Raw genomic sequence first — 15,633 nt, forward strand, 5'->3', positions numbered from 1 at the left:
AGTACTTTAATAAAAACTCATGGTCGGGGATACGCAATTCTGTGAACAGAATTATATATAAAGGTAATAAAACAAACAGGGAGACAATAATGTCTCCCTGTTTGTTAAGGAAATTAAATTTTACTTATCCCAGTAAACACGTGTTAGGAATGTGTCGCCACCCATTCTTGCAACAGCGGCAGCATAATTTGCGCCGTTTGTTGAAGGTAAAGTAACTGGATAATCAATTCTTCTTGGAATATCTGTAGCAAATTGGTTAGCGTAAGTAATTTTGGTTAAAACGGGGAACCCGGATCTTTTCCAGTTGTTCCAGTTTTCGTTAAAGTTAAATACGGTTGCAGTTTCAACATAATACTCCATATTGATTTGCTGTAGTGCAGTAGCTGCAACTAATGGATGAGCGGCTACATAAGCAGTAATAGCAGCAGCATCAACAGATGTTGTACCAAATTGAGATAAAGTTTGCATGTCTGCAGTTAGCGCGTTAGCGTAATGAGTAGCTGCAGTTCCTGTAGCCCATCCTCTTGTGGCCGCCTCAGCTAATAAAAGCTCAGTTTCGCCATAAGTTAACAGGAAGTTGTAACGATTACGATCATCATATACCAAAACTTTAGGGCGTGAGTATTTGCCAACCGGAGCAGCAGCATCGCCGGAAACCGAAGGATCGGCAGGAGAAGTACCTGGATATCCTAAAGCTTTAGATATGTCTGTAGCGCCGCCGTTAAGGTCATAGCCATTAGGCATACCAAATTGCAGGGCCGCTGTAGAGATACCTGCTACAGTAGTTTCATTAGCTTTTTTACCCGTACCGCTTGATATTTCGGCTATAGCGCTGATGCGTGGATCAGCGGTTAACTTCAGATAATCTATCAGCGTTTTTCCCCATCTTACTTCCCTGAAATCATCAGGCACTAATAATGCAGCTGCATCGCTGTTACCATTACTATTGGTATAATCAGCTTTTACTTTTGCATTATCAGCTATGCCAGCCATTGTACCACCGGTATATGCTTTTTCGGCATATTTTTGTGCTGTGGCTGCATCAACTTTTGTTAAACGCATAGCAGCTCTTAGCATCAGTGAATAGCCAAGCTTTTTCCATTGTGCAACATTGCCGTTATAGAATAAATCGCTTGTAGGGCCTGCTTTTGAAGCATCAAGTGCAGCACAAGCTTTATCCAACTGATCAAGCATGGATGCGTAGATATCTTTTTGAGCATCAAATACAGGTGTAAAGATACCAGCCTTTGCCTGTCCTTCCTGTGAAAAAGGTGCATCGCCGTAGGCATCGGTTACCCGCTCTAATATCAACACACGCAATATGGTTCCGCAATTGTCAAGGTTACTAAGCGCAGCATTGCCCTTAACCAAATTTTTCATTTCATCTATCAATGTTGATGAACTGTAACCGTTATTCCACGTACGGGCTTTGTAATCCTGGAAACTACCGCTGGCAACATACTTATCGCCATTTCTGTAGTAATCATATGTTGAAGCCAAAGCCTGCGACCACATGCTTTGAAATAATAACTGATCATAACCAGTGTTTGAAAACTGGATCTGAGCCTGCGCCATTAAGAAGTTGGGGTTAATTAAAGTCGCGCTTACTTTAGTTGGATCAGTATTGATTTTGTCAAAGTTTTTAGTACAACCCGCTATAAAGGTGGCACCTACAAGCAGGCAACTATATATAAGTCGTTTTTTCATCTTTGTTATTTTTTAAATTTAAAGTTTACATTTAACCCATATGTTCTAACTGCAGGCACACTTGTACCTTCAATACCTGCATAATTAATTCCTGGTGCAAAGTTTGACTCAGGATCAATGTTATCGGTATGTTTCATTATTGTCCATAAGTTTCTGGCCACTAATGCTACAGTGATAGAACTGAATGGAGTACGGGCTATAGAGGTCTTTGGAATAGCATAACCAAATGTTACCTGGCGCAGTTTAATAAAGCTGCCGTCTAAAACGTTTAGGGCAGATACGCTACGCGCCAAGCTTTGGTAGTAATCTTCTGCAGGAACATTTTTAGTATTTGGCGTGCCTGTCTCAGTAACACCTACACCTACAACACCTGTTTCACGACCTGTAAGGGTCATTTTATTTAAACCACGGAAGATGCTGTAATAATTGGTTGCTGATAATACTTTATTGCCAAAACGATAATCGATAAGGAAACCAAGGTTAAAGTTTTTATAAGTAAAGTCGTTATTAAAACCACCATAAATTTTAGGTACAACACTACCCATTGGTATACGTGCAGTGGCTTCGGCGTTACCATTCGCATCAAAAATGATGTTACCGGCGGAATCGCGCTTATAGTCGTTAGCCATAATTTGCGGGCCGGCCAAACCAACAACAAAAGCAGTTGTTGCATTTAATGGGCGGTAGGTACCTAAGCCTATGTTTGCATTGTTTGCATCTGTACGTAAAATTTTGTTTTTTACGTAGGTGAAGTTGAAAGCAGGTGTCCAGGTGAACGTGCTGCTTTTTAGAGGCGAGCCATGAAGCTCAACTTCCACACCTTTGTTTTGAACAGATCCGGTAGCAATGTAAGCATTGGTGTAACCACTTGACCAATCTATAGAACTGTTAAGAATTTCCTTTGTCGTTTTCCTTTGGAAGTAGGCGACATCAAGACCTAAACGATCGTTGAAGAATTTCATTTCGGTACCAATCTCAAGTTCTTTTAAAGTATTTGGAGGTAACAAAAGGTTGGGTAGTTGTGAGCTGAAACCACCAGCGTTAACACCATTGACAGCATTGTTTACAGAATAATACACCTGATTGCCATAGGTAGGAGCTCCAGCGCTTGTTTGCGAAAACGCAACACGCAGTTTTCCAAAGTCGAGACCCTCAACATGAGCAAGATCAGAGAAAATAAAGCTGGCTGACACAGATGGCGAAAATATACCACGCCCAACTGCACTTGATATACTGCTGTAGGCATCATAACGCCCCGTTGTACTTAAAACCAGGAAGTTTTTTATGGCAAAATCAGCAGTGTAGTATGCAGAGTTAACCTGCAAAGCAGATACGCCCTGGTTGCCACTGTTTCTGCTTGGCACGTTAGATAGGTCATAAAAATATGGAATGATGAAGTTATCACCATTAATAAATGTACCTGAGGTATTAGCTTTACGAATGTTACCACCTATAGACAAGTCAAGGTTTAAAAAATCCTTAACAAGGTCATGTTTGGCACCTATCAAAGCGTCAGCGTTAAACTCAGTGATTTGTGTAGTTTGGGTTTGTATTGACCCATTTCCACTTGCATAGGCAGTACCGGTAGGGGTGATACCTAAACGAGCATCGTTAATTTTATCATAACCTATACGGCCTTGAGCATAAGCCCATGGTGTAATAGCATATCTTGCCGAGATAGAAGATATTAAACGCTCCCTTTTTGTGTTTGTAATAAAGTTGTAAGCAGCAAAGTAAGGGTTAGTTACATAAATATCATTAGTGAATGATTGTTCTTTACCTCCTGCCAAAACACCAGGCGATAAAATGCTTTGTGCCTCATTTGGTGCTAAAAACTGAACGTTATTAGGGTTACCCGGTCCATCACTTAAACCAGAACGGTTTTTTTCATTATCTATAATGTAGTTGGCAACAAGATTTATATCAAGGTTTTTAATAACAGTTTGTGAACCGTTAAAGTTGAATGTCTTCCTGTTCAATCCGCTATTTGGAGTAATAGCGTGGTTATTCATATCAGATAATGACAAACGGAAGGCTCCTGTTTCGCCACCGCCTGTTAAAGAAACTGTATTGGTAAAGGTGTTACCTGTTTTGTAAAACTTGGTATAATTGTCGCTGGTTTTTGAATAAGCATAATTTTTGCCGTCAAACTGAATTACCTGCGATCCATCCAATTTTGCGCCCCAAGCTAAGTTTCCTGAAGCTAAGGCACCTGCAGCGTTAGTAGGTTTTAAGCCATTTTCGCCCTGGCCATAAACTTCTTGAAAATCGGTGTTGTCATAAATTTTATCCATTTGATAATTGGTATTGTATTCAACACCAAAGCCTGAATTTTTTTTACCCGATTTTGTAGTGATTAAAATTACACCACCAGAGGCACGTGTACCATAAAGTGCAGACGCTGACTGGCCTTTTAAAACAGTCATGGATTCAATATCATCAGGGTTGATGTTAGAGATACCATCACCATAATCAGCACCACCCCATTCGCCGGACTGACCTCTTTGTGTATTATCCATTGGCACGCCATTAATTACAAATAACGGACCCTGTGTAGCGCTTGTACTGGTTACACCTCGTAATAAGATACGTGCTGATGAACCCGCACCACCGTTAGTACCACTTACACTCAAACCGGCTACGCGACCTTCTAATGAGTACGCAACGTTTGATTCTTTTGCTTTATCCAATACATTGCCACTAACGGTTGATACCGAGTAGCCTAATTTTTTTGATTCTTTTTTGATACCTAACGCAGTTACTACCACTTCGCTTAAGCTTTTGGCAGATATGGTTAATTTAACACTTAGTTCTTTTTTGCCCGCAACCGCTACTTCCTGGGTTTCGTAACCTAAGAACGAAAATACCAGTATAGCATTATCAGGAGCATTTACCGAGAAACTACCATTTGCATCAGTAATAGTGCCGGTTGTAGTGCCTTTTACCCTTACTGAAACACCAGGAGCCGGAGTGCCATTTTCGTCAACAACCTTACCATGAATAATAGCTGCATTTATGATCTCATTTTTTTGAGAGATAACGATCAGGTTATTTTCCAATTGGGTGTATGTGAAATCAGAATTAGCCAACAGCTTGTTCAATACCGAAGTAACCTCTTCGTTTTGTACGTTAAGCGTGATCTTTTTTGTTGAGGGGATCTTACGCTCGCTGAAAACGAAATGGTAGTTGGTTTGCTTTTGAATGGCGGAGATAACTTTGTTAAAATCTACCGATTTTACATTAAAGGTGACTTTTTGTTGTGAGTATACTTTCGCCATGGTTTGCAGGCTAAAGAACACTGTTAAAATAAATGTCAATTTCATTATTAATATGGACTTAAATAGCCAATAGTTATCTCTTACACCCTTGGGGTGTTTAAAATATTTCATACTTTTACTTAATTAAAGGTGACTTGATTAAATGGCAATGTTCTGTTCGAGAGAGCATTGCATGATTAACTAACAGATCTTCATCTTCACGGGGATTACCATTGGTAATTCCCGTTTTTTGGGTATGTAAAGGTTACTTTATTTCATAGGCTTATTTAATTCAGTAGTTAGGTTAATAAATATATACGGTTTCATTTTTGTACTTATAGGAAAATGATTCAATCAATTGCAAAGCGCTTAACGCTTGTGTAACGCTTTCTTTTTCAAAAACACCGGTAAAATGAAAGTCTTTCGCCGCTGAGTTTTTAAATTTCACTTTTATGCCATACCAGCGTTCCATTTTGTTTGCTAATTCATTAAAGTCTTCGTCTTTAAAAACAAGCCTGTTATTTACCCAGGAGGTTTCAACAACTGTAGTATCGTTTGATCGCAGATACGTAAGATTGGTTAAAGCATAGCTGGTTTTGGCAGTATCTGGAGTTTGGGCTACTAAATTTCTATTTATAATGTGTTTTTTAAAGGTGGTACTTTTTAAAATCAGCTTTTCATTTGGTTTTAAAATGATGCGGTCAGATGGTCTGTCGGCCAGGGTTACTTCAATAGCACCTCTAATGAGGGTGGTTTCGCTTGTTAAATCATTTTTATATGATTTAACGTTGAAGGCTGTCCCTAAAACTTTGATACTCATGTTGCCCGCGTGCACAATAAACGGATGTTGATGATCCTTGGCCACGTCAAAAAAGGCTTCACCATTAAGGTAAACCTCGCGGGTTGATCCTTTAAATGTAGGGGGATATTTCAATGTCGTTTCTGAGTTTAAAGTAACAATTGAACCATCGCTTAAATAGATCTTCGACTTAACGCGGCTCGGCGTTTTTTTTTGTTGCAAATCAGCAACTCTAAGATCCTTTAAATTATAACCCCAAAAATTGTACGCAGCGAATATGCAAACACCTGCAATAAGAATTGCCGCGATACTACGTATCACTATCCGACTGCTTTTGTAACTATTTGCAATCACTCCGGTTTCAGTTTCTTCGGTATGTTTTTCGGGAACTTCAATTTTGCTCCTGATCCGTTGAAACATTAATTCGGTATTTGAATATTGTTCCTCGTTTTTAACCCAATAAATTTTAAAAAAATTATTTTGCTGCCTGCAAGCCTCGTCGTTCGCGATCAGGAAACTGAATTCTTCTAATTCTCCTGCATCGATCTCGTCCGAGAGTTTTTTTGCGAGCAGTTCAATAAATCTTTCGTTAACCATTTAATTGCGTAAGCGGGCTTGTTTTAAGATAGGACAATACTTTTTTAAAAATTGCCTACAAGCTTTTAAAAAAAAATTAAAAAGAATTTTTATAAAAACAGAAAGGCTATGATTTGGCTGTCGGATGAGCTTTTTTTAAAATTACCTGTAAGCTTTAAAAAAAAATTTAAAAAGAATGACTATAACAACGGAAGCCCTATGATGTGGTGACCAGAAGAAGCCCTTTCAGACGATTTTGATGCTAACTGATGCCCCGAAAGTATGATGCTCAGTTTTTTCATTGATCTGAAAAGTTGGGTTTGAACAGTACGGGGAGATATGTTTAAAATTTCGGCAACTTCTTTGTACTTCATGCCATCCTCTTTAATGAGTTTGAAAATTATACAAGCTTGCTGCGGTAAGGATCCAATAGCTTTATCTAATAAAAAGTGAAGTTCTTTGCGTTCCAGTTCCTTTTCGGGGTCAAAGGTGTTTACAAACTCAATTTCGTCCGAAGCTTCTATCTGTACAAGATGGATATTGGAGAATTTTTTAAGGTAATTGAATGATTGATTTTTTACCGCTACAAATAAGTAGGTTTCCGGATTAGCAATTTCGGTAAGGTTTTTACGCGATTCCCAGCATTTAATAAATACATCGGATACAATCTCTTCTGCTGCCTCCTTTTGGCGGATGTAAAATACACAAAACTTTATAAGCCGGGTATTCAGCGCGTGGAACAGTAATTCAAATGCTTTGATATCGTCATCAAAACAAACTTGTTTCCATAAATCCGGAGTATCAGTTTTAGAGATTTTCAATAGCAAGTCAGTTATGTGTTTTCAGAACAGTTATTATGATGCAATGTAATAATTTGATAACAAAAAGAAGCATTTATTTTAATTTCGACAAGTAATTAATGAAAAATTCATTCTTCTCGAAATTTATTTACTTAGTGTGTAGGCAAATTGAATAAAAAAGTTGTCAATAGGGTGTTTAGATGCCATATTTAGCTATTTTAAAATGTAAAAATGACATTTTATATCTCAATTTATACTAAAATAGTAGGGTAAGTATAGTGTATGTATACTATTTTAGCATTTTAAATTTCAAACTCATCATTGTATTGTATACACTAAGTGCTGTTTTTGATGAATTATTACGCATTAAAAAGCATATAAAATGTTCGGATTTTATCCTTTCATTTACGAATTTTATCCAGAAGATTTTATTATGGCGGTTTAATTGGTTACCTATATAAAGAAACAAAAAATACAATTATAAATGAAAAAAATCCTTGTTTTTCTCGCATTCCTTTTGCCACTAAATAATCTGATGGCACAACAACATAATATGTCAAAGGATTATGTAATACCCCAAGACTCACTGGTTCAAAAGAAACTGCATAAATGGCAGGGACTAAAATTTGGATTATTTATGCACTGGGGCACTTACAGCCAGTGGGGGGTTGTTGAAAGCTGGAGTATTTGCCCCGAGGATGAGGGGTGGACACAACGCCGTGGCCCCTATGGCGGCGATTACTACAATTACAAAAAAGCTTACGAAAATTTGCAAACCACTTTTAATCCTACAAATTTTAACCCCGAAAAGTGGGTTGCTGCTGCAAAATATGCGGGGATGAAGTATGTGGTTTTTACTACCAAGCACCATGATGGTTTTTGCATGTTTGATACCAAACAAACCGATTATAAAATTACCAGCTCAAAAACGCCTTTCTCGGTCAACCCCAGGAGTAACGTAGCTAAGGAGGTATTTAACGCGTTTAGCAAGGAGAATTTTATGATTGGAGCTTACTTTTCAAAACCAGACTGGCATACAGAAAATTATTGGTGGCCATACTTCCCGCCTAAAGACAGAAACGTAAATTATGATCCTGCTAAATATCCAGAGCGCTGGCAAAAATTTAAGGATTTCACCTTTAACCAGATCCAGGAGCTTATGACAGGTTATGGAAAGGTAGATATTTTGTGGCTTGATGGCGGCTGGGTTAGACCAAAGAATACGATAGATGCAGCCGTGGATTGGCAGCGTACTATTCCGTATGATCAGGATATTGATATGGCAAAAATAGCCGCGGCGGCAAGAATAAAACAGCCAGGTTTAATAGTGGTTGATCGTACTGTTGCCGGGCAATATGAAAATTATACTACGCCAGAGCAACAGGTGCCGGATGCGCCTTTGGATCATCCCTGGGAAAGCTGTATCACTATGGGTAATTCATGGAGCTATGTACCCGGTGATCATTATAAATCTGCCAATGAAATAATAACTTTATTGGTGAAAATTGTATCCCGTGGCGGTAACCTGTTAATGAATATAGGTCCCGGGCCTGATGGTGATTGGGATCCTGCTGCATATAGCCGCCTAAAACAAATTGGCGACTGGATTAAAATTAACGGTGAGGGCATTTATAATTCTGACGCGATAGCACCTTACTCCGAAGGAAATATATATTATACCAAGGCTGGCAAAAGCACATATGCATTTGTTTTGGCCGAAAAGGATAAAGAAGCCGTGGTTTTGCCTTCAAATATCTCACTACATCTAAAGGATGCTGATAAAATAAAAAAAATAAGTTTGCTGGGTATCAGCAAAAAACTGAAATGGACAGTGGCCGAAGGTGTAATTAAAATAAATATACCTGCATCTTTACAAACACAAAACGGTTTGGCGCATGCTGCCGTATTTAAAATTCAGTAGTTATCAACTTATATATTTACTATACATATAACACATCTATAATTAAATAAAATGCCCCAACTATTAATATTCAGGCCCGCTAAATTATTTTGTACGCTCATCTTATTTTTAATCGCAACCAATATATATGCGCAAAGCAGCTATGAGCTCAACTCAGGCTGGATGTGTGCACCTGTAAGCAGCGTAAAGGATAACGGATTGGTACTATCAACAACAGCATTCAATAACAGCAGTTGGATGCCGGCTACAGTGCCTGGCACTGTTTTAACTACGCTGTTAAACAATCAAAAAATACCCGACCCGTTTTGGGGCATGAATAATGAGCATATACCTGATATTTACAAAACCGGAGCAGATTACTATACTTATTGGTTTACCAAAGATTTTAAAGAAGTACCGGCACTAAACGGTGGCCAGGTTTACCTTAATTTTAGAGGTATAAACTATAGCTGTGATATTTATTTGAATGGACACAAACTAAATAAAACCATTCAAAAAGGAATGTTTTTAAGGTTTACCTATAATATAACATCCTTTTTAGCCAAAAATGGCAACAATCGTTTAGCCGTATTAGTGCACCCGCCTGATGTATTAGGTAACCCGAATGGCGGTCAGGGTGGTGATGGTACCATCGCCAGGAATGTTGGGTTGCAATATACAGCAGGCTGGGATTGGATTCAGCCGATGAGAGATAGAAATACCGGGATATGGGATAAGGTTACCATCCAAAAAACCGGCGCAGTGCGCATTACCGATGAACATGTTATTACATTGGTTCCGGGAGTAAGGCTTCCTGAAGGTGCCCAACAGCCTGCAGTTATTAAAGTATCGGCCGCATTAAGTAACCCTACAACAGCACCCGTTAGCGGTACTTTAAGTTTTGAGCTGGGTGGTAAAGTAATTTCAAAAAGCATCAGTCTGAAACCAAATTCAACTGCTGATGTAAGTTTTAATGATTACAGTTTGCCTAACCCTAAACTATGGTGGCCAAATGGTTACGGACCGCAAAATTTGTATGATTTTAAGTTGAAGTTTGCGGTTAATGGCAAAGTGATATCTGATCAGCATTTGCTTAAAATAGGGGTAAGGCAATTAACCAGCGAGTATAATGAGCATACTGGCAGCAGGCAGATAGCGGTTAATGGTCAACGGATATTTATAAAAGGGGGCAACTGGGTTATATCTGACGCCATGCTACGCTTGTCGGATATGCGTTACGATGCCGAAGTTCGTTTTCATCAGGACATGAACCTAAACCTGATCAGGGTTTGGGGAGGAGCGATGATTGAACGACCTGAGTTTTACGAAGCCTGTGATAAATACGGTATGCTGGTTTTTCAGGATTTGTGGGGATCTGGCGATTGCAACGGCCGTTGGCAGGATCCTCAGAAACTTGATGATCAATGGACACGCCGCAAATACCCGGATGATCATGGCTTGTTCCTGCGTTCGGCAGTCGATCAGATAAAAATGGTGCGCAATTATGCGTCGCTGGCTATTTGGTGCGGTGGCAATGAAATTACTCCGCCCGAGGACATCCTTATTGCTTTACGGGATACCATTTTGCCTAAACTTGATAATACCCGCTGGTTTGTTGATTATTCTAATTCAGATAGCATGTCGCACAATGTACTGGGTGGTAATGGCGATGGGCCTTACGGTATTCAGCCTTTATCGGTGTTTTGGGAATATAAAACTTTTCCTTTTAATTCCGAAGTGGGTTCTGTTGGTGTAGGCGATTATGAATCATTGAAAAGATTTATCCCAACGGCAAACATGGTTCCGCCGGTTTATGATGAAGATACACACAAAAATAAAGTAGACAGTGTTTGGGATTACCATAAATACATTGGTTATGATACCAGCATCAATAAATATGGCAAAGCCAAAAGTGCTGCGGATTTTACTATGAAAGCACAACTGGTAAACTATGATCAGTACCGCGGTCTTGCCGAGGGCTTCACCTCGCACATGTGGGATTGGTATACCGGTTTTATCATCTGGAAAACCCAAAACCCATGGACAGCCATGCGCGGGCAGATGTATGATTATTACCTTGATCCTAATGCCTGTCTGTATGGTTTACACAATGGCAGTGCGCCATTCCATATTATGTACAACCCAATTAATGGCAATATAATGGTAGCCAACAATACCTTTAAAGCCCGGCGCAGCATGATGATGGTGGTAAAAACCTATGACATGCAAGGTAAAGAGAATTTACTGACCCAGGTTTTTGCTGATATAAATGCCAATACGGTTAAAAAATACTTCTCTGTTAAGGGATCTGTTGATAAGCTTGCCGCCAAAGAGGGCGTTTTTCTGTCATTACAATTACTGGATGAGGATAAGAAAGTTATAACGGATAATACTTACTGGATTCCGGATAGTAAAGGCGCGTTTTCTGGTCTGCAAAAAATGAAAACCGAAGAATTATCCGTTAAAGCAAAATATTTAAAACCAGGTAGGGTAGAAGTTACGTTAGTTAATAAACAGAATAGTGTACTTGCTTTTTTTAACAGAGTTTCATTAGTGGATGCGGACAGTAAAGCAAGGATTTTGCCTGCATTTTACAGTGATAACTATATCACAGTTTTACCGGGAGAAGAAAAAAAGGTGATAGTTGAATACAATGGCGCCGCAAATAATAAAAAATTGGTGGTGAGTGTTGACGGTTGGAATGATGGAAATAGCCCCCAAACGATAAGTATTGATCAATAAAAGTAAATTATGAATATCAGACTGATCATCTTAACGGTGCTTTTTGCGATAACGTTGATGATCGGTCTGAATTCATTAACCTATAGCCCTGTTACTGCAAGGGTGAAGCCGGTAAAGGTAGATGACGGGGGGAAGGCCTTGTTCACTACTTTTTGTGCTACATGCCATATGTTGCCAGATCCCACCAGTTTAACTAAAGATGTTTGGCGCTTGCATGTGCTGCCTGTAATGGCCGCCAGGATGGGGATCATTTATCCCAACTATGATCCGTTGCGCGGATTATCTGATGAAGAAAAGATAATCGTAAAAAAAAATAACATCATTCCTGATGCCCCTGTTTTAAATTTGGATGAATGGAATAAGCTGGTAGCGTATGTGATTAGTTTAGCGCCTGATTCCCTTATTGCCGATGACAGCAGGCTAACCCGTAACAGCCCGCTAAAACAGTTCATCAGGCAGGATATTCAAATTGATGACCAGGTACCATCATTAATAACCGGGTTAGAGTATAACTCCGAAACTAATACCTTATGGATAGGGAATTTTCTTAACAAGGTTTACAACTGGAAATATAATATCGGCGTTACAAAAACAATAACTACAGAAAGCCCGGTAGTTGATTTTAATTTTTATAAAGGAAGCACTTATTTTACCGAGATAGGTAAACTATACCCAACCGAGCTGAGTTTAGGCTCATATGTAAATTATAAAGACAGTACCAGCTCTGTACTGCTAAGTGCGTTGCACAGGCCCGTTAATTCTCAAATAGTTGATCTGAATAATGATGGCATTCCTGAGATTGTTGTTTGTAATTTCGGAAATAAAACAGGGGGCTTATCGCTGTTTAAAAAGAATAAAGCCGGCAAATATGTGGAAACTGTTTTACTGCCGCTTGCCGGGGCCATTAAATGCTATGTGAAGGATATGGATGGCGATGGCAAAAAGGACATTGTAGCTATGTTTTCGCAGGGCGATGAGAGTGTTTACATTTTCTATCAGAAAGATAATCTGAAATTTAAAGCCCAGAGAGTGTTGCGGTTTCCGCCCAACTATGGTACTACAGATATGACGCTGGTTGATTATAACCACGATGGACTTACCGATATAATAACCGTGCACGGCGACAATGCTGATTACTCACAGGTATTAAAAGCATACCACGGCATCCGGATTAATATTAACCAGGGCAATAACGTTTTTAAAGAGCAGTTTTTTTACCCAATATACGGTGTAACCCGTGTTTTGGCCGAAGATTTTGATAAAGACGGTGATATAGACCTTGCCTGTAGTGCTTTCTTTCCCGATTTTGGTAAACTGGTGGATGAATCTTTTGTATACCTAGAAAATACAAACCAGAAGAAGTTTACTTTTAAACCTTACATTCTGAAGAGCGAGATCCCCCTGAAGACTTTAACCCTAGAGAAAGCCGACATTGACGGCGATGGCGATATAGACATTATAGCGGGTAATTTTGCCCAAAGCCCCGGTGCTGTTCCTAAAGATCTGGATGCTAAATGGAAAGGCGCAAAGTATGGCATCACTGTTTTTATGAATCAGCTTTATCAGCCAAAGAAATAACCTTATCTAAAGAGATAAAGAAAACCCTGTTTCCTAAATAAAAACCCGGTATCTACCTAAAGATAACCGGGTTAAAATATACTACGGGAAGATTTTAATGCACAGCAAATGCTTTAACAAAAATGCCGCTGGCATCAAATACTACGGCATATTTGGTACTGTTTGATGTAATTACCACATCATACCCTTTTAAGGTACCACTTACACTGTAAGAAAATGCCTTGTCAAGCACATAGCCTGGGTAGGTTGTTGTTAAGTAAGTTGTGATGGCAGCTGGTAAACTGGTTTCGGCAATTGCTGTATGTTTACCTGCATGTTTATCAATTTGGGTGCGTTTAATTAATGTACCGTTTGCTTTGATAGCAGTGGCAAACAAGCCGTTATTTTTACTGATGAGCACGTAGGCACTATCGGGAGTGATGGATGCATGCAGCAGCGTATCTGTTGGATAGGTGGTTTTGAAGTAGCTGGTCACCGCAGCAGGGAGAGCAGATATAGCAATGGTATCGCGGTGTTTGCCATCACGATTATCAAAGGGGCCGCCATAGTGCCATCCCTGTCCCATCAAATCATGCCCTGCTCTCTGCTCCAATATACTTACAAATGTTCCATCAGTAGTAAATTTTAAGCCTACCAAAGCACTGTTGTATTTAATCACCACTATGTAATTAGTAATTGCTTTGGCGCTATCAGCAATTGAATAGGCTTTTTTAAAGGTATAACCGCTGTAGTTTGCAGTTAAGTAAGTGCCAATTGCGGATGGTAGCGCACTGGAAGCAACCGTGTCTTTTTTGCTATGCTTGCCGTAGCAGCCAACCACGTAAACGGTATCTGTTGTGCCAGATGCCAAACTAATGGCGATAGCCCCTGTTGACGTGATGGTAGAGGAAGTTGTGGTGGTAGCGGAAGCTGATTTGGAAGCGCTTTCCTTTTTACACGATGCCAGGCACCCTGCAACACTCAACAATAATAACAATTGGTAAATTGATCTCATTTTCATCTGAATTAATTTTAAGTTGATAGTTAGTATGGCCTTGATGGCCATTTTCTTATCTAAAATTAACTCAGCAGCAGCAGTGTTGAAATTATGTGTCGATGAATAGCTATTATAAATCGACGAATAAAAATCGCCTCCTTTAATTGTTTTTTAACCCAATTTGGTGATTGTCATAATCAGTTAGGTATTCATTCTTTATAAAAAAGTCGATACTTAAAATGGTACGGTAATCGGCTGTATTATTAGGGTTTTGTACCTCGGTGAGGTTGCCCGTATTTGATGTAGTGTAAGTATATGTGAAACCCCTGTTGGTAGTTATTGTTACCACTGAATTTGCCGGCAGCGCCCCTATGGCGTTTGTGGCTAGCCTGTCTTCAATAGTAGTTACAGAGGGTGTTCCGGTATCAAACAGGAACTGTGCTGCAATTGTTTTTCCGCTGTAAGTTATTGTTCCGGGTATATTTGGCGAGTAACCGCTGGTGGTATTGGTAAGCGGGTGCATAATAAAATTTGATGAGGAAAGGTCTGATGCTGTAAGGCCTATAGTAAGCAGGCCGGAAACGTAGGTCGGCGTGCCCAAAAAACTGGTTGTATTTAAAGTGGCAATCTTAAAGCCGCTTGTAAGACCGGTACCATATTCAAAAAACCTTAATGGACTTGAAATTTCGCTCCGGGTGTTGCTTAATCCTGGCCCAACGCCAAAAACATCAGCCGAGTGGGCACTTAGTTGTTTGCCGGTTCCGTCAATTATTTTATAATATAAAAAAATGGGTACCCGCTTCAAATTCAGGCTTCCTAAGGAGTTGCCTACCTTAATGTTGGCATAAGCAAGGTTCCCGTATTCTTTAGTAGTACCGGTAGCATCGCCAAAACTTATCGTGGCAGTTTTGGGAGTTACGGTAATACCATTAACAACTGTAGAATCGCCGGTAACGGTGATTCCGGCTGAAGTGATCATGGATGCTGGAAGTATCCCTGTGGCATCTATGGTTAATCCCGGCGAGCCGGTATCAAATATAGTTCCATAATTTACCGTTTGCGTACCAACCTGGGTAATTGGAATAAGTACTCTTTTGTTTTGGCCGAGGGAGTATTCGTATAAGCCCAAAGTTACTGGCGTTGCATTTACTACCGCAGGCGTGGCTTTGTCTTTTGTACAAGAACTGAATATTAAAGTAAACGCCAAAAAACCAATGATTTGCGCTTTTAAATATATTTTTACTTTCATGTATATAGTATATACGGTTATATTAAATTGTTAGATTGAGTGGAAACTT

9 protein-coding genes are annotated in these 15,633 nt (G+C 39.5%); 3 read left to right on the top strand and 6 right to left on the bottom strand.

The genetic code is table 11. The features are described 5' to 3' along the window. Positions 1–120 precede the first annotated feature (120 nt). The 4 genes from AC1D0K_RS05370 to AC1D0K_RS05385 form a co-directional block, all read right to left on the bottom strand. Positions 121–1,707: a SusD/RagB family nutrient-binding outer membrane lipoprotein gene (locus AC1D0K_RS05370; RefSeq protein ID WP_477395858.1), complete on the bottom strand. Its 1,587-nt coding sequence runs from the start codon at positions 1,705–1,707 to the stop codon at positions 121–123. A 5-nt stretch (positions 1,708–1,712) separates the two neighbouring features. Beyond that, positions 1,713–5,096 carry a SusC/RagA family TonB-linked outer membrane protein gene (locus AC1D0K_RS05375; protein ID WP_477463014.1) on the bottom strand — a complete coding sequence of 1,128 codons (3,384 nt, stop codon included), beginning with the start codon at positions 5,094–5,096 and terminating at the stop codon, positions 1,713–1,715. Positions 5,097–5,268: 172 nt separating this feature from the next. Continuing rightward, entirely contained in the window at positions 5,269–6,360 is a 1,092-nt protein-coding gene (locus AC1D0K_RS05380; RefSeq protein WP_477395863.1) for a FecR family protein, read from the bottom strand. 179 nt (positions 6,361–6,539) lie between these two features. Then, entirely contained in the window at positions 6,540–7,160 is a 621-nt protein-coding gene (locus AC1D0K_RS05385) for an RNA polymerase sigma-70 factor (protein WP_295721146.1), read from the bottom strand. 463 nt (positions 7,161–7,623) lie between these two features. Here AC1D0K_RS05385 and AC1D0K_RS05390 point away from each other — a divergent pair, with 463 nt between their 5' ends. The 3 genes from AC1D0K_RS05390 to AC1D0K_RS05400 are packed head-to-tail and all read left to right on the top strand — an operon-like array spanning position 7,624 to position 13,359. Next, positions 7,624–9,060, top strand: coding sequence for an alpha-L-fucosidase (locus AC1D0K_RS05390; RefSeq protein WP_295721145.1), 1,437 nt, complete (start codon positions 7,624–7,626; stop codon positions 9,058–9,060). Positions 9,061–9,111: 51 nt separating this feature from the next. Further along, complete coding sequence (locus AC1D0K_RS05395; protein WP_477395866.1) at positions 9,112–11,781, top strand: glycoside hydrolase family 2 protein; 2,670 nt, start codon at positions 9,112–9,114, stop codon at positions 11,779–11,781. 9 nt (positions 11,782–11,790) lie between these two features. Beyond that, positions 11,791–13,359 (top strand): FG-GAP repeat domain-containing protein, encoded by a 1,569-nt coding sequence (locus tag AC1D0K_RS05400; protein ID WP_477395868.1) that lies wholly within the window; start codon positions 11,791–11,793, stop codon positions 13,357–13,359. 94 nt (positions 13,360–13,453) lie between these two features. On the opposite strand, the gene AC1D0K_RS05405 is transcribed toward AC1D0K_RS05400, so the two are convergent. Next, positions 13,454–14,353 (bottom strand): PepSY-like domain-containing protein, encoded by a 900-nt coding sequence (locus tag AC1D0K_RS05405; protein WP_477395870.1) that lies wholly within the window; start codon positions 14,351–14,353, stop codon positions 13,454–13,456. 142 nt (positions 14,354–14,495) lie between these two features. Beyond that, entirely contained in the window at positions 14,496–15,584 is a 1,089-nt protein-coding gene (locus AC1D0K_RS05410) for a pepsin/retropepsin-like aspartic protease family protein (RefSeq protein ID WP_477395872.1), read from the bottom strand. Between the last annotated feature and the right edge of the window lie 49 nt (positions 15,585–15,633).

The organism is Mucilaginibacter sp. P1_A3 (assembly GCF_056406855.1).

Coding starts and splice junctions, on each gene's coding strand:
- AC1D0K_RS05405 (WP_477395870.1), bottom strand. CDS start 14,353: ATGAGATCAATTTACCAATTGTTATTATTGTTGAGTGTTGCAGGGTGC.
- AC1D0K_RS05390 (WP_295721145.1), top strand. CDS start 7,624: ATGAAAAAAATCCTTGTTTTTCTCGCATTCCTTTTGCCACTAAATAAT.
- AC1D0K_RS05380 (WP_477395863.1), bottom strand. CDS start 6,360: ATGGTTAACGAAAGATTTATTGAACTGCTCGCAAAAAAACTCTCGGAC.
- AC1D0K_RS05370 (WP_477395858.1), bottom strand. CDS start 1,707: ATGAAAAAACGACTTATATATAGTTGCCTGCTTGTAGGTGCCACCTTT.
- AC1D0K_RS05375 (WP_477463014.1), bottom strand. CDS start 5,096: ATGAAATATTTTAAACACCCCAAGGGTGTAAGAGATAACTATTGGCTA.
- AC1D0K_RS05395 (WP_477395866.1), top strand. CDS start 9,112: ATGCCCCAACTATTAATATTCAGGCCCGCTAAATTATTTTGTACGCTC.
- AC1D0K_RS05410 (WP_477395872.1), bottom strand. CDS start 15,584: ATGAAAGTAAAAATATATTTAAAAGCGCAAATCATTGGTTTTTTGGCG.
- AC1D0K_RS05400 (WP_477395868.1), top strand. CDS start 11,791: ATGAATATCAGACTGATCATCTTAACGGTGCTTTTTGCGATAACGTTG.